General features: G+C 37.0%; 18 protein-coding genes. 12 read left to right on the top strand and 6 right to left on the bottom strand.

Going from position 1 to position 18214, the window contains the following annotated elements; genetic code table 11:
• The first annotated feature begins 31 nt into the window (after positions 1-31).
• Complete coding sequence (locus K6D58_RS02160) at positions 32-1042, top strand: pectinesterase family protein (RefSeq protein WP_296827090.1); 1011 nt, start codon at positions 32-34, stop codon at positions 1040-1042.
• On the opposite strand, the gene K6D58_RS02155 is transcribed toward K6D58_RS02160, so the two are convergent.
• The gene (locus tag K6D58_RS02155; RefSeq protein ID WP_296827088.1) at positions 1035-1826 is read right to left on the bottom strand and encodes a TIGR02757 family protein; all 792 of its coding nucleotides are present in this window, start codon (positions 1824-1826) and stop codon (positions 1035-1037) included. The genes K6D58_RS02160 and K6D58_RS02155 overlap by 8 nt on opposite strands.
• 68 nt (positions 1827-1894) lie before the next feature.
• Here K6D58_RS02155 and K6D58_RS02150 point away from each other — a divergent pair, with 68 nt between their 5' ends.
• Positions 1895-2818 (top strand): RluA family pseudouridine synthase, encoded by a 924-nt coding sequence (locus K6D58_RS02150; RefSeq protein WP_296827086.1) that lies wholly within the window; start codon positions 1895-1897, stop codon positions 2816-2818.
• Between the two features lie 333 nt (positions 2819-3151).
• Here K6D58_RS02150 and K6D58_RS02145 read toward each other — a convergent pair whose 3' ends face one another.
• The 5 genes from K6D58_RS02145 to nrdD all read right to left on the bottom strand — a co-directional run bounded on the left by K6D58_RS02145 (position 3152) and on the right by nrdD (position 9835).
• Positions 3152-4045, bottom strand: coding sequence for an ATP-binding cassette domain-containing protein (locus tag K6D58_RS02145; protein ID WP_296827084.1), 894 nt, complete (start codon positions 4043-4045; stop codon positions 3152-3154).
• Positions 4035-5087, bottom strand: coding sequence for an ABC transporter ATP-binding protein (locus K6D58_RS02140; RefSeq protein ID WP_296827081.1), 1053 nt, complete (start codon positions 5085-5087; stop codon positions 4035-4037). Before K6D58_RS02140 ends, K6D58_RS02145 begins: the two co-directional genes overlap by 11 nt.
• Positions 5084-6568 (bottom strand): ABC transporter permease, encoded by a 1485-nt coding sequence (locus tag K6D58_RS02135; RefSeq protein ID WP_296827079.1) that lies wholly within the window; start codon positions 6566-6568, stop codon positions 5084-5086. Before K6D58_RS02135 ends, K6D58_RS02140 begins: the two co-directional genes overlap by 4 nt.
• Positions 6558-7526, bottom strand: coding sequence for an ABC transporter permease (locus K6D58_RS02130; RefSeq protein ID WP_296827077.1), 969 nt, complete (start codon positions 7524-7526; stop codon positions 6558-6560). The genes K6D58_RS02135 and K6D58_RS02130 overlap by 11 nt, the downstream gene beginning before the upstream one ends.
• 131 nt (positions 7527-7657) lie before the next feature.
• Positions 7658-9835 carry an anaerobic ribonucleoside-triphosphate reductase gene (gene nrdD / locus K6D58_RS02125; protein ID WP_296827075.1) on the bottom strand — a complete coding sequence of 726 codons (2178 nt, stop codon included), beginning with the start codon at positions 9833-9835 and terminating at the stop codon, positions 7658-7660.
• Positions 9836-10167: 332 nt separating this feature from the next.
• Between nrdD and K6D58_RS02120 the strand changes: the two genes are divergently transcribed.
• The 10 genes from K6D58_RS02120 to K6D58_RS02075 all read left to right on the top strand — a co-directional run.
• Entirely contained in the window at positions 10168-10464 is a 297-nt protein-coding gene (locus K6D58_RS02120) for a YhbY family RNA-binding protein (protein ID WP_296827073.1), read from the top strand.
• 185 nt (positions 10465-10649) lie between these two features.
• Positions 10650-11357 carry a 5'-methylthioadenosine/adenosylhomocysteine nucleosidase gene (locus K6D58_RS02115; protein WP_296827071.1) on the top strand — a complete coding sequence of 236 codons (708 nt, stop codon included), beginning with the start codon at positions 10650-10652 and terminating at the stop codon, positions 11355-11357.
• A gap of 38 nt (positions 11358-11395) precedes the next feature.
• Positions 11396-11872 carry an S-ribosylhomocysteine lyase gene (locus K6D58_RS02110; protein WP_296827069.1) on the top strand — a complete coding sequence of 159 codons (477 nt, stop codon included), beginning with the start codon at positions 11396-11398 and terminating at the stop codon, positions 11870-11872.
• Positions 11873-11947: 75 nt separating this feature from the next.
• Positions 11948-13468: a DUF1538 domain-containing protein gene (locus K6D58_RS02105; protein WP_296827067.1), complete on the top strand. Its 1521-nt coding sequence runs from the start codon at positions 11948-11950 to the stop codon at positions 13466-13468.
• Complete coding sequence (locus tag K6D58_RS02100) at positions 13465-14106, top strand: P-II family nitrogen regulator (RefSeq protein ID WP_296827065.1); 642 nt, start codon at positions 13465-13467, stop codon at positions 14104-14106. Before K6D58_RS02105 ends, K6D58_RS02100 begins: the two co-directional genes overlap by 4 nt.
• Positions 14107-14141: 35 nt before the next feature.
• Positions 14142-15104, top strand: a complete 963-nt coding sequence (locus K6D58_RS02095) for an Hsp33 family molecular chaperone HslO (protein ID WP_296827063.1) — start codon at positions 14142-14144, stop codon at positions 15102-15104.
• A 21-nt stretch (positions 15105-15125) separates the two neighbouring features.
• Entirely contained in the window at positions 15126-16301 is a 1176-nt protein-coding gene (locus tag K6D58_RS02090) for a small ribosomal subunit Rsm22 family protein (RefSeq protein WP_296827061.1), read from the top strand.
• A 184-nt stretch (positions 16302-16485) separates the two neighbouring features.
• Complete coding sequence (locus K6D58_RS02085; RefSeq protein WP_296827059.1) at positions 16486-16956, top strand: hypothetical protein; 471 nt, start codon at positions 16486-16488, stop codon at positions 16954-16956.
• A gap of 177 nt (positions 16957-17133) precedes the next feature.
• The gene (locus K6D58_RS02080; RefSeq protein WP_296827057.1) at positions 17134-17703 is read left to right on the top strand and encodes a TetR/AcrR family transcriptional regulator; all 570 of its coding nucleotides are present in this window, start codon (positions 17134-17136) and stop codon (positions 17701-17703) included.
• 11 nt (positions 17704-17714) lie between these two features.
• A partial coding sequence (locus K6D58_RS02075; protein ID WP_486389745.1) for a DUF6937 domain-containing protein occupies positions 17715-18214 on the top strand: 500 nt, incomplete at its 3' end.

Genomic DNA, 18214 nt, shown 5'->3' with positions numbered 1-18214 from the left:
AATTGGGGAAAAATCTTTTAAAATTGTAGTAATGTTAGAATTAAACGTTAATACAAAATCACCCGGTGCTATTACTGCGGCATTTAAGAAAATTAAAGAAATGATTACCTCAGGTGCAATTGATAATACTGTGCCGGTACACATCATTCTTGATAGTGGTGTGTATCATGAAGTAATTCGTTACAATCTTTCAAATCCACTTGTTATGGAAGCTGCCCCTGGAGTTCCCCCTGAATCATGTGTATTACAGGCTGATAACAGTGAACAGTTTAATCGTGGTGTTGAAAATAGAAGTGTTTTTGTTCTTGGCCCTAATACTACTAATGTTACTTTAAAGAGATTTTCTATTGTTAACACTCATGTAAAGACTATGGAAGGAGATGCTCCTGTTGGAGACAGTGCAGAAGCCTTTACTTATAACAATACAAGTGGAACTTTGCTTGCAGAAGACATGCGCTTTGAAGGAAAACAGAATACTCTTTGTCTTAAAGGGTTCAGCTGGTTTTTGAACTGTTATATCAGCGGAGACGTAGATTTTATTTATGGAGATGTTGATACAGCGTTTTTTGAAGATTGCAGGATTCATCTTATAGAAGACAATCGTGGAGACAATCCTGGTTATGTTGTAAAAAGTTCTGCTTTTGCAAATAAAAAGGGATTTATTTTTTATAATTCTACTTTTATGGCAGAAAAGCGTAAGCATTCAAAAATGTATCTTGCCCGAACTCTGGGAAAAGGCAGTGCTACTTCTTTAAAAAACTGGGACAGTATAGCTTTTGTAAATTGCATTGTAAGTGATCTTTATAGTGAAGAGCTTATGTGGGATGACGATATGAATCTTACCGTTTATCCTAGAGGCAATTTTAAGAGTGGTCTCAGGGAATACAATACCCGCGTTATTGATAAGAGTGGAAATCTTGAAGATGCAGATACATCTATGAGAAATGTAAAATCTTATTTAATGACAGAAGATGATTACTTTAAAGGATATGCCAGCAGATATCTGATTTTGCATGACACTCCTTTTGCAGAAATTATTTAGAATTAACACCAAGTCCAAATAATGCAAAGTCGCCTTTAACCGGGTCGTCAGGGAAAACTTCCTGCAGGCTTCGGGTAAGGGCGATTGCTTTTTTAAATGAAGCTGCCTGAACTTTTCCTGTGGAAGTAGGTGCAAGCATTTTTAGTTCTGTTGCCTGATTCATAACATGGGTATCCAGAGGTAAAAGAAGATCTGTTTTTTTGTACCAGGTCCACAGGCCCATATCAACAGGTGAATTATCACGAACCATCCATCTTAAAAAAAGATTTATTTTTTTACAGGCTGAATCTTTTGTGTGTGGAATAAGATTACAGTCCTGAGAAAAAAGTGCTGCTATTTTATGACAAAGATGTATTTCTTCTTTTGAATCCTTTAAATTTATTAAATCCGGGGAAGGGTTTTGACAGTTTAAAGTTTTTATAAAGTTTCCCAGGGTTTTGTGATTTTTTAGAATAGAATTCAAAGTATCAAAAAAACTAAGCATTGAATTATTGGAATACATTCTGTAAAAAGATTTATTGTTCTGCGGAAAAAACTTTTTATACTCTGAATCTAAAATCCATTTGCATGGTGATTTACCTGCTGCATCAAGAATTATTTGTATATGTTTTAAAATCTGTTCCCTGCGGCCGAATGCGAGATTTGCAGAAATAAAAGCTGCACACTCAATATCAGAAGTGTTTGTATAAAGGTGCATGAACTTAGAAGGATCAGCTGTAAGGAAATCTTTATTTTCGTATTTGTTTGCCAGGGCAATAAGTTTGTTTTTAAGGCTTTCTGTCATGGTTAAGGATTGTAACACTGAATTAAAGAATATGATACAATGCTTTAATGGAAAAAATAATTTCACTAATGGCAGACAATAATATTCGTCTTGATGAATTTTTAAGATTAAAAATACCGGAATCTTTAGGTAAAGAAATTTCTAATAGTAAAATCAGGCGTCTTATTGTTGCCGGTGCTGTTGATGTAAATAAAAGCCAGTGCAGAATTCCAGGCTTTAATTTAAGAAGGGGAGCCAGAGTAAAGATTCGTCTTGATGAAGATAAATTGTTTTTTGAAAAACAGCCTGATGATATTGCTTTTGAAGTGACAGAAAAAAATGTTTTGTTTGAAGATGAAAATATTATTGTAATAAATAAGCCATCTCATTTTCCTTCTGAAGCAGGAATGGTTGGAAGTCGTGATAATCTCCATGCTGCAGTTATAAGATATCTTCATAGTAAAAATACATCTTTACGTAATCCACCTTATGTTGGAGTTATACACAGACTTGACCGTGATACAAGCGGGGTAATTCTTTTTACAAAAAGTCGTAGTGTTAATGCAGCCTGCCATGATATGTTTGAACAGCATACTGCCCGTAAAATTTATCATGCCCTTGTTTGTGGAGATAGTAAAAATAAAAAACTTCAGGAAAACGATTTTACTGTAGAAATGTTTATGGGAAGAATCAGCGGAAAAAGTCAGGCTGCAAAATGGGGAAGTCTTCCAGAAAGTAAAGGCGGACTTTATTCTAAAACAGACTTTACAGTTTTAAAAGAAATTGAACTTGAGGGAAAAAAATATTTTTTAATTGAAGCCAGACTTTATACAGGAAGAACTCATCAGATAAGGGTTCATCTTTCAAGCATGGGGCTTCCAATCTTAGGTGACCAGCTTTATGGTGGAAAAGCTTATAATCGAATAATGCTCCATGCCTGCAGTTTAACTTTTCCTCATCCCATAACAGGTAAAGAAATGACAGTGTCCTGTCCTTTTACAGAAGTGGAATAAGGGCAGTTATAAAAAAAATAATTCCTGCGGTAAAAAGATGCAGGGAAGATTTATTTTTAGGACTGTATTGATTGCAGAATTCAGGATAGCTGAGATTTGAATGGCAAAATATTTTTTCCTTAAAAAAAGAGAAAGGCTTAAAAAATCCATTGCCTCTTAAAAGTCTTAACGCTGCAGCTGCAAATAACAAAACAGAAGTTGTAAAAGCAGAATCGCTTATATTTCTTTTTAAAGAAAATTCTGAAAAAGAAGACTGCAGAAAGAATATCAGTGAAAAAATTACAAGTCCCAGGGATAAGGCAAAAATAAAAGACAGTAAAAACTTCTTTATCATTATATTTCTCCCTGTGTTTCTTCTTCTGTTAAAAGAAAATGTTCAGGACTTACTTCTTTAAAGTTTGCATTTTTGTAATCTTTTTCTTCTTTATAAATAATCTGTTCTCTTTTAGCTTCTTCGTCCGGATCAGGAAGAGGAATCGCACTAAGAAGGGATTTTGTATAAGGGTGAAGGGGATTTTTAAACAGTTCATCAGAAGGTGCTGTTTCTACAATTTTTCCTGAATGCATTACAGCAATTCTATCAGAAAAATATTTTGTTACGGAAAGATCGTGGGCTATACATAAAACTGCAATGTTAAGTTCTTTTCGTAAATCATTAAGGAGATTAATTATCTGTGCTTTTATAGAAACATCAAGGGCGCTAACAGGTTCATCTGCAATTATTAATTCCGGCTCCATAATTATTGCACGGGCAATTCCTATACGCTGTTTTTGACCTCCGGAAAATTCATGAGGATATCTTCCGGCATATTCAGGGAGTAGACCGACTTTTATAAGAGCCTGGTCAACTTTTTTCTGAATGAGATTTTTATCTTTATATCCCTGAATAATAAGACCTTCGCTGATAATTTCCCTGACAGTCATTCTTGGATTAAGACAACTTGCCGGGTCCTGAAAAATCATCTGGATCTTTGGATTGATTTTAAGCTTAGTATTTTTTGAGTTAGTAAGTTCATTATTAAAATAAATCTGGCCGTCAGATACTTTGTATAAATTAATAATACATCTTCCTGTTGTAGTTTTTCCGCAGCCACTTTCTCCTACAAGACCAAAGGTTTCTCCTTTTTTAATATCAAAAGAAATATTGCGGACAGCTTTATAAAAGCCTCTTTTTGCAGGAAAATTCATTGAGATATTTTTTACGCTGAGGATTGTATTATTTTCCATAAGCAGCTCCTTTTTCTTTTAGTTGCTTTATTCTTGGAGGTAGTTCTACTTGAGGTGCATCAGGATGTAAAAGCCAAGTAGCCGCATAATGATTATTACTTACCTTAAAGAAAGGTGGTTCTTCTTCAAAATCAATTTCCATGGCGAATTTATTTCTTGAAGCAAAAGCGTCCCCTTTTGGTGGAAAGCGCATATCCGGCGGTGTTCCAGGAATAAATTCCAGAGGCTGGTCTGAATCAGGATCGGCAATACTGGAAAGAAGAGCCCATGTGTAAGGATGTTTTGAATTGTAAAAGATTTCTCTTGAAGGTCCATATTCTACGATTTTACCTGCATACATTACTGTAAGAGAGTCTGCAATATTTGCAACTACACCTAAGTCATGAGTGATAAAAATAACACTCATATTTCTTTCCTGCTTAAGTTTTTTTATTGTCTGAAGAATCTGGGACTGAATTGTAACATCAAGGGCTGTTGTAGGTTCGTCACAAATAAGTATTTCCGGATTGGAGGCTATGGCAATTGCTATTACAATTCTCTGCCTCATACCACCGGAAAATTCAAAAGGATACTGATTAAATCTTTTTTCTGCTTCAGGAATTCCAACTTCATTCATAATGGCAATAGCTTTTTGATAGGCTTCTTTTTTACTCATTTTTTCTGATGAAGTTTTTTTATGATTTACTAAAATACTTTCTGTAATTTGTTTTCCAATTTTTACTATTGGATCAAGGGAAGACATTGGGTCCTGAAAAATCATGGCAATTTTATTTCCACGGATTTTATTAAATTCTTTTTCTGAAAATCTTAAAAGGTCCTGGCCTTCATAAATAATTTGTCCCTGAGGAATACTTGCATTGGGAGATTCAATTCCCAGAATGGCTTTTGATGTGACACTTTTACCACTGCCGCTTTCTCCAACAATGGCCAGAGTTTCTCCTCTGTGCAGGTCAAAAGAAATATTACGAACGGCATGAACTGTTCCGTTGTTAGTTTTAAAATTAACCGTAAGATTTTTTACACTAAGAATTACATCGTTCATTTTTCACTTCCTCTTAATGAAGGATTAAATGCATCCCTTAAACCGTTCCCAAATTCATTAAAACAAATAAGAAGTATGGAAATAAATGCAGCCGGAAAAAATACACAGTGAGGATGAGTAGAAAGGGAAGCCTGGGCACCGTTTAGCATTGTTCCTACAGAAGACATAGTGTCACTCTGAAGATTTACAATTCCAAGGTAAGTAAGGTTTGCTTCTGAAAAAATTACTCCTGGAATAGTAAGAACGCTTGTTGTAATAATAAAACCTATTGCATTAGGAAAAATATGTCTGAAGATAAGACGGGAATCTTTTGCTCCTAAAGTACGGCTTGCCATTACATATTCCTGTCCCTTAAATCTGTAAAATTGGGCCCTGACAGTAGAAGATGTGCCTATCCATCCAAAGAAAATAAATGCAAAGAACATAGAAAAAACAGGCCCCAGTTTTTTTGCAAAGTAAAGCTGGAATAAAGTCATAAGTATTACGGAAGGAACCTGATATAAAATCTCTTTAATTCTTTCTGCAATAAGGTCAAAGGTGCCGCCGTAATATCCTTCAAGAGAGCCAATAATTATTCCCAGAAAAAGATTTATTGCTGCAACACAAATACTAAGTAAAAGAGAAAGTCTTGCACCGTAAGCAAGTCGGGTAAAAATATCATAGCCTGAATTATCTGCACCAAAAAGAAAGGATGCATATTTTCCCTTTTCGTATTTATACCATTCTTTGTAGAGAACCCTGGTTTCTAACTGAGTGCCTTCCATTCTGGAAATATAATATTGGATTTCATTTTTACCTTCTGTGTTATCGTAAAGAAAAATATCCTTAATATTTCCGTCTTTATCTTTTATGGCAAAACCATGGTCATCTGTTTCAAACCACGCATTCTGATCATTTTTGTAAACAGGACTTTTGATTTTACTGCGGTCAATAACAGGATAAAAAAGCTGAATGCCTGTTGTTTCTTCATAATTTTTAGCAGCCTGATATTCTTCTTTAGTAAGTAATTTTTTTATCCAGCCTACTTTTGCATAATCATCAACTTTGATTTTGTACCAGTCTTGAGGAATGTTTGCAGCATTGTAAGTTTTTTTGCCATAAACTTTTTTTACTGCACCGGGAATGTTATTAAGATAGTCAAAGTTTTGTTCATTAACTTCTATGGATGAACAGCCGTCCCAGAAAGCTGTATTTTTAAAAAGGCTGCATTTTGGAGAAGCATAGGCATAGTAACCGTCTTTATCAGAAATGGAATAGCTGGAAAAAACAGGAGCAAGTATGGCGTATAAAACAAGGAGAAGTATTATAAAAAAACAAATTAGAGAGCCGCGGTTTTTTGCAAAACGGATCATGGCATCTTTAAAGTAGCCTGATTCTTTAGTAAGAATCTTTGGTTCAGCCATGGCATTATTAAAATGCACAAAAGTGAATTTAGATTTATCAATTTTTATTGTTGAAGGATTGTCCTGATTATAATTCATTGCTTTTGTTTCCTCCCATGCGGATTCTTGGATCAATAAAGCCGTAGCTTAAGTCAAAGAGTATGCCTGCAGCCAGACCTATGGAAATATAAAACATGGAACACATCATAAAGACGCTGTAGTCTTTTAACGAAATGGAAAGCAGGTAGGTTTTACCTATTCCCGGAACTGCAAAAATCTGTTCGATAATCATACTTCCTGCAATTACAGAAAGAAAATCTGCAAGGTAACCTGGTATAAGGGGCACAAGTGAATTCCTGAGTGCATGTTTAACTGTTGCCTGTTTTTTTGACAGACCCTTTGTAACGGCAAGAAGCATATAGTCACTGGTCAGGGATTCAGTAAGTTCAGCACGGATAAGCCTCATTTGTCCTGCTATAGGACCAAAAGAAAGAGCCAGTACCGGAAGAATGGCACTATGGAACATTGTCCATGAAAACCAGTCATTTCCGGATGCAAAAACCAGGGGGCAGAGATTCAGTTTAAAGCCAATAAAATATTGAAGTAAAAAGGCATAAACAAAAGATGGCACGGAAATAAAAAGCATTATAAAAAACTGTATTATATGATCCGGCCATTTATTTTTATTAACAGCAGCTATAATTCCAAAAATTAGTCCCATGGGAATAGAAAGAATAAGTGAAAAAATATTCAGGTAGACAGTTGCCGGAAGTTTTGACATTAAATATTCGTCTACAGGCTCAAGAAAGGTTCCAAGAGTTGTACAAAAACCCCAGTCCCACTTAGTAAAAACATTTTTAAGAAAAATACCATATTGAACTAAAACAGGCTTGTTGTAGCCCCAGGCTTGTCTCATGTCGCTTAAAGCCTTGTCATAGCCTCCCTGAACGCTTTCTACGCTGTTTGGCAGCATGCGTATAAGGACAAAAAGCATGGTCATAATAATAAAGAGGCTCAGGAGCATCAGGCATAATCTTTTTAAAACATACTTGAACATATAAGAAATTTCGGCATTTTTTAACCTGTTTGAAAGTAAAAAACGGCAGTAGTGTATTAAGGCAGCAGGATTAAAATAAAAAAAAGGGCCATTAAAACTAATGACCCTCTTATCAGAATAATCTGTCTTTATTACAGGTGAAGAACCCTTTCCTGGATTTCCTGAGTACGACCCTGGTTCCAGTACTGTGTTCCGATGTAACCGCAGGTTCTGCGTGCAACATTCATTGTTGATTGATCACGGTTCTTGCAGTTAGGACATTCCCAGACAAGCTTGCCGTCGTTGTCCTTAACAATCTTGATTTCTCCAGTAAATCCGCATTTCTGGCAGAAATCACTCTTTGTATTCAATTCAGCATACATAATGTTGTTGTATATATGCTTAAGCAATGTCATAACAGCAGGAATGTTGTTTTCCATATTTGGAACTTCAACATAACTTACAGCACCACCCGGGCTAAGTTCCTGGAACTGGCTTTCAAAAGTAAGTTTTGCAAAAGCATCGATTTTTTCTGTAACATTTACATGGTAACTGTTAGTGATGTAGTTCTTGTCTGTAACACCAGGAATTACACCAAATCTGCGCTTAAGGCATTTAGCAAACTTATATGTTGTGCTTTCAAGAGGTGTACCGTAAACAGAATAATCAATGTTTTCTGCTTCTTTCCACATCTTGCAGGCATCATTAAGGGCATGCATAACATCCAGGGCAAATGGTTTTGCTTCAGGATTTGTATGGGATTTACCGGTCATATACTGAACACATTCACAAAGACCTGCATATCCCAAAGAAATGGTTGAATAACCACCGTAAAGAAGTTCATCAATTACAGCACCCTTTGGAAGACGGGCAAGAGCACCATTCTGCCAGAGAATTGGAGCTGCATCTGAACGGGTTCCAAGAAGTCTTTCATGACGGATTCTAAGGGCTCTGTGACAAAGTTCAAGGCGTTCTTTCATAATCTGCCAGAACTTATCAAAGTCTTTACCGGAAGAACAAGCAACATCTACAAGGTTAATTGTAACAACACCCTGGTTGAATCTTCCGTAGTACTTTGGTTTTCCTTCAGAATCGATATATGTAGTAAGGAATGAGCGGCATCCCATGCAAGGATAGCAGTTACCGTTACCTTTTTTGTCTATCTTAAGTTCAAGCATTTTCTTTTCAGAAATGTAATCAGGAACCATACGTCTTGCAGTACATTTAGCTGCAAGTTCTGTAAGGTAGTAATACTTTGAACCCTGCTCAATATTGTCTTCTTCAAGAACATAAATAAGCTTAGGGAAGGCTGGAGTAATCCATGCACCTTTTTCGTTTTTTACACCCTGGTATCTCTGCTTAAGAACTTCTTCGATAATAAGTGACAGGTCAGTTTTTTCTGCTTCTGTTTTAGCTTCGTTAAGGTACATAAAAACAGTAACAAAAGGAGCCTGACCATTAGTAGTCATAAGGGTAATTACCTGATACTGAATAGTCTGAACACCACGTTTGATTTCGTCCTTAAGGCGCTGGTTTACCATGTAGTTGTACTGTTCTTCTGAAACGTGAAGTCCTGTAGTTTCTATCATTTCTGATATTTCTTTCTTAAACTTCTGGCGGCTTACGTCTACAAAAGGAGCAAGGTGTGCAAGAGAGATACTCTGTCCGCCGTACTGGCAGCTTGCAACCTGTGCAATAATCTGTGTAGCAATATTACATGCAGTGCTGAAAGAATGAGGGCGGTCAATTTTAGTACCGCTGATAACTGTACCGTTCTGAAGCATGTCTTCAAGATTTACAAGGTCGCAGTTATGCATTCTCTGTGCAAAATAATCTGAATCGTGGAAGTGAATAAGTCCATTGTCATGGGCTTCTGCAATATCCGGATCAAGAAGGAAACGGCGGGTAATGTCTTTAGAAACTTCACCAGCCATATAGTCACGCTGTACGGATACAACAGTAGGATTTTTATTTGAGTTTTCCTGCTTTACTTCTTCATTGTTTTCTTCCAGCAGGGATTTAATCTGTTTGTCAGTTGTGTTTTCCTTGCGCATAAGTTCATGGCGGAAACGGTAAGTGATGTAAAGTTTTGCTACATCAAAAGCACCATTCTGCATGATTCCATTTTCTACAAGGTTCTGGATATCCTCTACATTGAGGGCGTGGTCGGTGTTGTGACACTCAATTTCAATATCATCAACGATAGAAGCAATCTGGGCTTCACTCAGTTTTTTGGCATCTACTACCTGCTCATTGGCCTTTTTGATGGCATCAGCAATTTTTTCTCTTTCAAAGACAACTTCAGCACCGCTTCTTTTGATGATTTTCATTGATTTTTCCCACCTTTTTTGATTGTTCCTACGCTAAATATAGCGTAAGAATACTAGAAGTCTACTAGGGCTAGTGGTTAAAGTCAATATTTAAATTTGGCAATTACATATTGCATAAAACGCAAAATGACGGATTTATGCTACTTTTAAGCTTTTGTCAGTGACAAAAAAAATAAATTTTTTTTCAGGTCCCTCAATTATTCAACTATTTTATAATTTAGGGGTACAGTTTTATGATTTTTTACCCTTTTACTGTGATATTATTCACAATAAAGCCCGCACAAGGCTTTTATAATGACATGGGGGCAAGAAATTGATAATATTTACCTATTATGGAATTAAACAGCAAACAGAGAAAGGTCCTTACAGCATTATCTAACCCTCTTGAACCCCTGGTTATAGTAGGTGCGGGTGGAGTTACCGAAGGACTGGAAAAGAAAACACTTGAGTGTCTTGAACATCATGAACTTATAAAGGTTAAGTTCAATGAATTTAAAGAGGAAAAGCTTGAATTATCTCAGAAACTGGCAGATAGCTGTGAAGCTGCCCTTGTACGTGTAATTGGTAATGTAGCAATTCTTTACAAACAGAATCCGGATCCGGAAAAAAGAGTTATTAAGTTAAAGTAAAAGGGATTTAAAAAAAAGAAGCGGGCCACTTTAAGGAGGAAGAATAGCGGCCCGCTCTTGTATAAGATTTTCTTACTGCTTGATGATGATAATATATAAGAAATTGATTGTAGTCAATAGATTTTCAAAGAAAATTTTGGAAATTTTTTGCATATATTGCGGTATTTCGCAAGGAGTGACATTAAATGCAAAATAAGATTGGAATTATCGGTGCAATGAACGTTGAAGTAAAAACGTTGAAGTCTTTGCTTGAAAATTCAACAGAAAAGAAATCCATGGGTCTTACCTTTGTAGAAGGAAAGCTTGATGGAAAAGATGTAGTTATTGTTCAGTCAGGTATAGGTAAAGTTAATGCGGCTCTTTGTACCCAGATTCTTATTTGTGAATTTAAGGTTACCCATATTATAAATACAGGTATTGCCGGTGCCATGGCTCATGGATTAAAGGTGCTGGATTTTGTTGTGTCTACAGATGCCCTTTATCACGATATGGATGCTACAGGTTTTGGATACAAGGCTACAGAAATCCCTCAGATGGAGTGTTCTGATTTTGCAGCAGATGCAGCTATGATTGTTGCGGCAAAAGAGGCTTTTGCTTCATTAAAAGAGGCTGAGGGGCACTCTCTTATGGCAGGCAGAATTGCTTCTGGAGATCAGTTTGTTTCTTCTAAAGAGATAAAGGCCCGTATTAAGGCAGCCTGTGACCCGGCTTGTGTAGAAATGGAAGGTGCAGCAATAGCTCATGCGGCTTATTTATATAAAACACCTTTTGTAATTATCAGGTGTATGAGTGATATGGCCGATGATGCAGGTGAATCAACCTATGATTTTAACGAAGAAAGTGCCGCAAATTTAAGTGCAGCCCTTGTTCGTGCAATCTGTGGAAGAATTTAAATAAAGGCAGATATAAAGCAAATAAACGGAGGTTTTATATGGCAGAACTTAAAAAATACAATGTAGACAGTTTTAATCTTGATCATACTAAGGTTACAGCACCTTTTGTACGTCTTGCAGCAAAGAAAACTGGGGAAAAGGGTGATATCGTTACAAAATTTGATATCCGTATTACCCAGCCAAACAAGGAATTTATGCCGACAGGTGCAATTCATACAATTGAACATATTGTTGCAGAATATATTCGTGACGAAATTGAAGGCGTAATTGATTTTAGCCCTATGGGTTGCAGAACAGGCTTTTACTTTACAGTATGGGGAGACCGTGATGAAGGCTTTATTGCAGAACATCTTCTTCCTGTTTTTCAGAAAGTAGTAGACTGGGAAGGGGATATTCCTGCAGCAAACGAGATTCAGTGCGGTAATTACCGTGATATGGACCTTGAAAATGCAAAGAAATATGCAGCTCAGTGGATTAAAGGCATAAAGGAAAAAGGCTATAACTGCTACAAATAGTAGATTTTATAACAGGTTTAGACAGTGAATTTGCAGCAAAAGCTTAGGGAGACTTTGTTTTCCGTACTGCCTGTCATGCTGATTGTTCTGTTTTTAGGGCTGACTGTAGCTCCTTTAGACGGAACAACCATTCTGCGTTTTTTAACAGGCGGTATTCTTGTAATTATTGGACTCACATTTTTTTTGCTTGGTGTTGATATAGGTATTCTTCCAATAGGTGAGCGCTGTGGTGCCGCCCTTACTTCCAGAAGAAACCTGCCTTTGCTTTTAACAGCTGCATTTTTTATTGGTTTTATGATTACCATTGCGGAACCGGATGTTCAGGTTCTTGCAGATCAGGTTAGGGGAATAAATCCTGCTGTTTCCAAATGGGGCCTTATTTTTATGATAGCCGCCGGGGTAGGATTTTTTGTAAGTCTTGGTATTTTGAGGACAGTTCTTTCCATTCCCCTCAGGCTTGTACTTATAATTTCTTATATTCTTATTTTTATACTGGCTCTTGTTACTCCAAGGGATTTTCAGGGAATTGCCTTTGATTCCGGGGGAGCAACTACCGGACCTATGACAGTGCCTTTTATTATGGCTTTAGGTGTAGGTGTTGCAGCAGTTAGGGCAAAAAGCAGTAAAGACTGCAGGGACAACTCTTCTTCTGATGAAAGTTTTGGTCTTACAGGTATAGCTTCTGCCGGTCCGGTATTTGCAGTTTGTATTTATGGAATAATTCTTGCAAATATGGGTACAGATTCAGCTGCTTCTGCCGGTCAGGAGGGTACACTTGTTCACCAGGCAGAGGGGCTGGGTATTTTTCTGACTGAACTTCCTGCTGTAATAAAAGAAGTTTCCAGTGCCCTTTTACCTTTGATTATAATGGCAGCATTTTTTCAGTTTACCCTTATAAAGATGCCGCCTTTTCAGGTAATAAGGATGGTCAGGGGTTTAATCTTAAGCTTTATCGGCCTGGTAACATTTTTATCCGGTGCCAAAGGTGGCTTTATGCCTGCAGGTACAAAACTGGGAGAAGTTTTAGGAAGTCTCGCTATAAGCGGTGACAAAACCCTTCTTCTTTTGAATGCTGCCGGTCAGATAGAAAAATCCATGCTTATTCCGGGTATAGTGCAGATAGTTTTACTTTTGCTTACAGGCTGTATTTTTGGTGCAGTTGTTGTTTGTGCAGAACCTGCTGTCTGGGTTCTTACGGATCAGGTAGAAAGTATTTCTGGTGGAACAATTAAGCGCAAGGTTATGATTATTGCTCTCAGTACAGGTGTGGCTATTGCTATTGGTATATCCATGGCAAGGGTACTTTTTAGATTCAGTCTCTGGTATGTACTTATTCCAGGATATATAATTGCCCTCCTTCTTACTTTTGTCTGCCCAAAGCTTTTTACCGGAATTGCCTTTGATTCTGGTGGAGTAGCCAGCGGACCTATGACAAGTACATTTATACTTTCTTTTTCTCTGGGAGCCAGTTCTGCCAGCGGGGGAAATCCTGCCGTAGATGCTTTTGGAGTTATAGCTCTGGTTGCCATGACACCTTTGATTGCTATTCAGATACTTGGCATTTTCTTTAAGATTAAGACGAGGGAAGCTAAATGAGCAGTTTCAGATTGTTGATAAGTATTGTTCCCCATGACAAGGGAGAAAAACTTACCCGGGCTGCTATGGAAAGCGGCTGCAGGGGTGGAACGGTTTTAATGGGCCGCGGTCTTGCCAGGTCTAACTTTATGGCCGTTCTTGGTCTTGGTGAAAGTACTAAAGATGTAATAATGATGATTGTAGAAGAAGATGTTCTTGAATCCGTCAGGGGGGCAATTATAGCTTCTACCAGTCATGAGCAAAAGAATTTTGGTGAATTATTCTGTACGGATGTAGATGCCCTGATGAAAGGCGGAAAATTTGTAGAAGGAGAAAAAGGCATGGCAGGCAATTCAAATGAACTTATAACCGTAATTGTTAACAGGGGATATGCAGATGATGTAATGGCTGCAGCCAGAAAAGCAGGTGCCGGCGGTGGTACAGTGCTTAATGCCAGGGGAACTGCCAGAGAAACAGATGAACGTTTTTTTGGAATGCATATTGTTCCGGAAAAAGAAATGCTTCTTATAGTAGTAGAAGCTGATAAAAAAGAGGCAGTACTTGAAGCAGTAAAAAATCTGTCCTGCCTTAATCAGCCAGGAATTGGAATTGCCTTTTGTTCACCGGCAGATGAATTTACAATTCTTGGTAAAAAATGATATTAATCTATTAAATAATTTAAGAGGAAAGAACAGTGATTTTTCAGAGTTTAAATGATGCAGAATTAGAGAAACATCTTGATTCAATTCATAAAGATGAAATGGCAGTATTTGTAATGGCAGAAGGCCGTGTCAGGGGTGCACTTTTTAATGGAAGTCGTTTTGTAAATCAGGCAAGAGCCCAGCATGGTCTTGGTATACTTGAAACTATGGTATTTGGTCAGGCAGCCCTTTGCGGTGCCCTTCTTCTTCCTACAATGAAAGGAAAGGAACATAAAACCTGGCATTATGAAGTAGATGGTCCTGCAAAAGGTTTTTCAATAGAGACAGATTCTACAGGTTATGTCCGGGGCTATCCTTATGAATTTCATATTCCTGTAGATAAACCTCTGGAAAGCTGGGACCTTACACCATTTTTAGGCAATGGTACAATTACAATGTCTACCCTCAGGGAATTTGACAAGGAACCCTACACAAGTTCTGTAGACGTAGATTCAAAAAATATTGCCAGGGATCTTGCCTGGTTCTTTAATCAGAGTGAACAGATTCAGACCGCTTTTAATACTGGTATTCAGATGGATAAAAAAGGCCGTGTTATTGGTGCCGGGGGTATGTTCCTTCAGGTATTACCAGAAGTAGGCGGTTTTAATAATTCAGGAGAAGCTGTTAATTCCCAGTCTGATAAAAAAGCAGATGAAAAGCTTATAGAAAAGGTAGAACTTGCTTTTAGGGCAGCTCCTTCTTTGGGACAGTGGTTTTCTGAAAATGGAACTATAGAAGATCTGGTTTACGGTCTTTTCCGTGAATTTAAGCCTGCTATTGCAGTACGCCGTGACGTAAAGTTTGAATGTCCATGTTCAAAGGAACTTTATCTTAGTCATGTTCGTAATCTGCCAAAGTCAGAAATCGAAGATATTAAGAAAAGCGGCAAGGATTCAATAGAAATTGTCTGCCGTAACTGTTCCAGTGTTTATAACATTCCTGTTTCTGAGCTGTAAAAATTGAATCTTCAGGATTTTATGCCCTCTCTTGTAAAGATATGGAGGGGGTCTGGTAATTCGATTCTTTCTCCACGGGAACTGGACCGGGTAAGTAATGCCCTTTTACGTCTGCAAAGAGGTCTTACAGGTAAAAGGGAGCTTGCCGGTGCCGGTTATATGCAGGAAAACGATTTACTTGGTGCCTATCTTTTATATTACTGGCCTGTAACCTTTCTTCAGGTTCACCATGCTTTTGAAACAGCCTGTAATTCAAATAAAATTACTTTTTCCGGACAGGTACAGCTTCTTGATTTAGGATGCGGCCCTGGACCTGCAGGTATTTCCCTTTGTAATGAATTAAAAAAGCTGGGTGTAAAAAAAATTAGTGTAACTCTGACTGATTATTCATCAAAAGCCCTTAATCTTGCTAAGAAGATTTATGAAGCTAATCTTCCCGGGGTTAATGTAGAAACTAAAATTCTGAACTTTGAGGAAATCGGTAAAACCACTTCAGGTCTTGAAAAAAAATATGACCTGGTGATTATGAGTCATGCCCTTAATGAACTGTGGAAAAACCAGAAAGATGCTCAGAAAAAACGCCTGGAATTTCTTGAAGAGACAGTAAAATATCTTTTGCCTGATGGAATTCTTTTTTTAATGGAGCCGGCTCTTTTAAATACCAGCCGTTCCCTTATTGAGCTTAGAAATATGCTGGTGGAAAAGGGTATGAGTGTAATCAGCCCCTGTTCAAAAAGTTACCAGTGTCCTGTAATAAAAGCCGGAGAAAACATTACCTGTCATGGTGAATATGCCTTAAAAAATGCACCTCTTATTATGGATTTAGCCCGTCGTGCAAAACTGGACAGAAATTCCGTAAAAATGACTTATTTTATGTTTAAAAACAGCCCGGACCTTCATTCAGATGAGGGAGAAAACCTTTATACAGTAGTTTCTGAGGGAATGCTTAATAAAAGCGGAAGAATCAGGTTTCTTTTATGTGACGGTAAGTCCAGAATCCCGTGTTCAGCAAAGAAAGATGACTCTCATGCAAGGGAAACCGGGTTTTTTAAGCTTAAAAGATATGACAAGATTGAATTAATTAACCCCGAAATCAGGGGTGATAATAAAGATGCTTATGGTATTTCCAAAGAAACTGCCGTAGCCCACCCTCTACAGCAGGGAAATAGTCATGTTTCTGACAGAAAAAAAGTATAGCACCCGAATTTGAATTGTTCAACCTGTTAAATTTATCACTGAAAAAAATCTATAAATTTTTATTATATGCCTGTAAATAACAAATAGATAAAGCCTTTTTTGTACAATTTAAAGCTTTCAGTTGTAAAATTTCCTTAATAAAACAGGGGAAAACCCTGCAGAATATGCTTTAAGGAGTGATTTTATGAAAAAATTAATGGCATGTTTATGTGTTATGGCAGCATTTACAGGTTCTTTTGTATTTGCTGAATCGTCAAAGAAAGCTGATGATGCAAAATCCAGACCGGAAAAGCAGGCAATGGAAACTTTGGAACTGGAAGGTAAAATAAAAGTTACCGGAAAAGATGGTAACCAGATTATTACACTTGTTACTTCAGATAAGAAAGTATATGTACTTACTTCCGGCGGAAATGGTCCTATGATGGGTGGTCCAAAAGGCCAGGATATGAAAAAAGACGACAGTGAAGATAAAAAGGCAGAAAATACAGCAGAAAATACAGCAGAAAAGAAAGCTCCTAAAGGAGAAAAAGGTGACAAAGCTCCTGGAAAAGGTATTTCTGTAAAGGATATGGCTGCAAAAGATGGAAAATCTGTAAAAGTTAAGGGATTCCTTAATCCTGATAGCAGTGTATTTACTGTTTTAAGCATGGAATAATTCTGTTCTAAAATAATTTTTGCCCTGTGGTTTACCTTTATATAAAAGGATAAGCTGCAGGGCTTTTTTATTTTAAATTTACTAAAAAAAATCTTGCTATCTGAAAATCACCATGCTATACTCTAGGAAACTAGAAAACCAAATTTGGTTTCCAAGTTTCTAAAGGGGAAGAAAATTATGGATAACAGAGAAGAACTTAGACGGGAGATACTTGAGGGTACTATAAAAGTTTTTAATCGTAAAGGTCTTAAATTTACCATGTCAGAAGTTGCAGTTGAACTTGGTAAAAGTAAAAAGACTTTGTATGAGGTTTTTCCGGATAAAGAAACCATGTTTTTTGAAATGGTTGATTATTGTTTTGATTCAATTAAAGAAAGCGAAAACGAAGTATTTAATGATAAGGAACTTTCTACTGTAGAAAAGATTCGTAAGATTCTGGGTGTATTGCCTGAAGGTTATAAGGATATTGATTTTAAGCAGCTTTATCTTCTTAAAGATAAGTTCCCAAAGATTTATAAAAAAGTAGAAGACCGGCTTGAGAATGGCTGGGAAAAAACAATTCAGCTTTTAAATCAGGGAATGGAAGAAGGGGTTATCCGTAAGGTAAATATCCTTCTCTTTAAAATGATGATGGAATCCAGTCTGGAGCAGTTTTTTCAGAGAGATATTCTTGTTAAGGCAGGTATTTCTTATGCTCAGGGTCTGGAAGAAATTGTAAATATTCTTGTAGATGGAATTGTGATGTAAAGGAGTTTGTTATGCAGGATAAGGCCAGACTTATTTTTGGAAACAGAATTGAAAACTCAGCATATAAAAAAGCCTGTAAATCCAAAAAAAAGTTTATAAAAAAATTTGGTGATGACTCTGATAAAGACTATGCTGTCAGGATTCAGAAAAATAAATTCATCGGTGATCTTCTTGGTGTAAAAAATATTCTTGTTGGTAGTCCGGAAAGTAATGCTCATTATATTTCCAGTTTGCCTTATGACGAGGAGGGTTTTGATACAAAAAAAGGAATCATTGTTGGAAATATCCGTATGGGTTTTGGTCATTACCGTATTTCTATGGCTATAGCTTCTGCTGCAAAAAGTATGGGACTTACTCCTTACTGGATGGATTTGAATTCCTATAAAGAAACTACATGTACAAAAGTTATCAGTGCACAGAATGATTTGTATTCCCTGGGTTCAAGGCTTTCTTCCAAGAGCAGTCTCTTTAATCGTCTTATATGGGAACCTTTAAATTACGAAGGATTCCG

Origin of the sequence: Treponema sp., from assembly GCF_024696245.1 — a bacterium.
Lineage (GTDB): Bacteria > Spirochaetota > Spirochaetia > Treponematales > Treponemataceae > Treponema_D.
This window is presented reverse-complemented; position numbering and strand designations above follow the sequence as displayed.

What these genes read in the sequence shown, in the direction of transcription:
- K6D58_RS02145 (WP_296827084.1), bottom strand. Translation starts at nt 4,045, where the DNA reads ATGGAAAATAATACAATCCTCAGCGTAAAAAATATCTCAATGAATTTT.
- K6D58_RS02130 (WP_296827077.1), bottom strand. Translation starts at nt 7,526, where the DNA reads ATGTTCAAGTATGTTTTAAAAAGATTATGCCTGATGCTCCTGAGCCTC.
- K6D58_RS02160 (WP_296827090.1), top strand. Translation starts at nt 32, where the DNA reads ATGTTAGAATTAAACGTTAATACAAAATCACCCGGTGCTATTACTGCG.
- K6D58_RS02135 (WP_296827079.1), bottom strand. Translation starts at nt 6,568, where the DNA reads ATGAATTATAATCAGGACAATCCTTCAACAATAAAAATTGATAAATCT.
- K6D58_RS02120 (WP_296827073.1), top strand. Translation starts at nt 10,168, where the DNA reads ATGGAATTAAACAGCAAACAGAGAAAGGTCCTTACAGCATTATCTAAC.
- K6D58_RS02150 (WP_296827086.1), top strand. Translation starts at nt 1,895, where the DNA reads ATGGCAGACAATAATATTCGTCTTGATGAATTTTTAAGATTAAAAATA.
- K6D58_RS02140 (WP_296827081.1), bottom strand. Translation starts at nt 5,087, where the DNA reads ATGAACGATGTAATTCTTAGTGTAAAAAATCTTACGGTTAATTTTAAA.
- K6D58_RS02105 (WP_296827067.1), top strand. Translation starts at nt 11,948, where the DNA reads ATGCTGATTGTTCTGTTTTTAGGGCTGACTGTAGCTCCTTTAGACGGA.
- K6D58_RS02080 (WP_296827057.1), top strand. Translation starts at nt 17,134, where the DNA reads ATGGATAACAGAGAAGAACTTAGACGGGAGATACTTGAGGGTACTATA.
- K6D58_RS02110 (WP_296827069.1), top strand. Translation starts at nt 11,396, where the DNA reads ATGGCAGAACTTAAAAAATACAATGTAGACAGTTTTAATCTTGATCAT.
- nrdD (WP_296827075.1), bottom strand. Translation starts at nt 9,835, where the DNA reads ATGAAAATCATCAAAAGAAGCGGTGCTGAAGTTGTCTTTGAAAGAGAA.
- K6D58_RS02090 (WP_296827061.1), top strand. Translation starts at nt 15,126, where the DNA reads ATGCCCTCTCTTGTAAAGATATGGAGGGGGTCTGGTAATTCGATTCTT.
- K6D58_RS02115 (WP_296827071.1), top strand. Translation starts at nt 10,650, where the DNA reads ATGCAAAATAAGATTGGAATTATCGGTGCAATGAACGTTGAAGTAAAA.
- K6D58_RS02155 (WP_296827088.1), bottom strand. Translation starts at nt 1,826, where the DNA reads ATGACAGAAAGCCTTAAAAACAAACTTATTGCCCTGGCAAACAAATAC.
- K6D58_RS02085 (WP_296827059.1), top strand. Translation starts at nt 16,486, where the DNA reads ATGAAAAAATTAATGGCATGTTTATGTGTTATGGCAGCATTTACAGGT.
- K6D58_RS02100 (WP_296827065.1), top strand. Translation starts at nt 13,465, where the DNA reads ATGAGCAGTTTCAGATTGTTGATAAGTATTGTTCCCCATGACAAGGGA.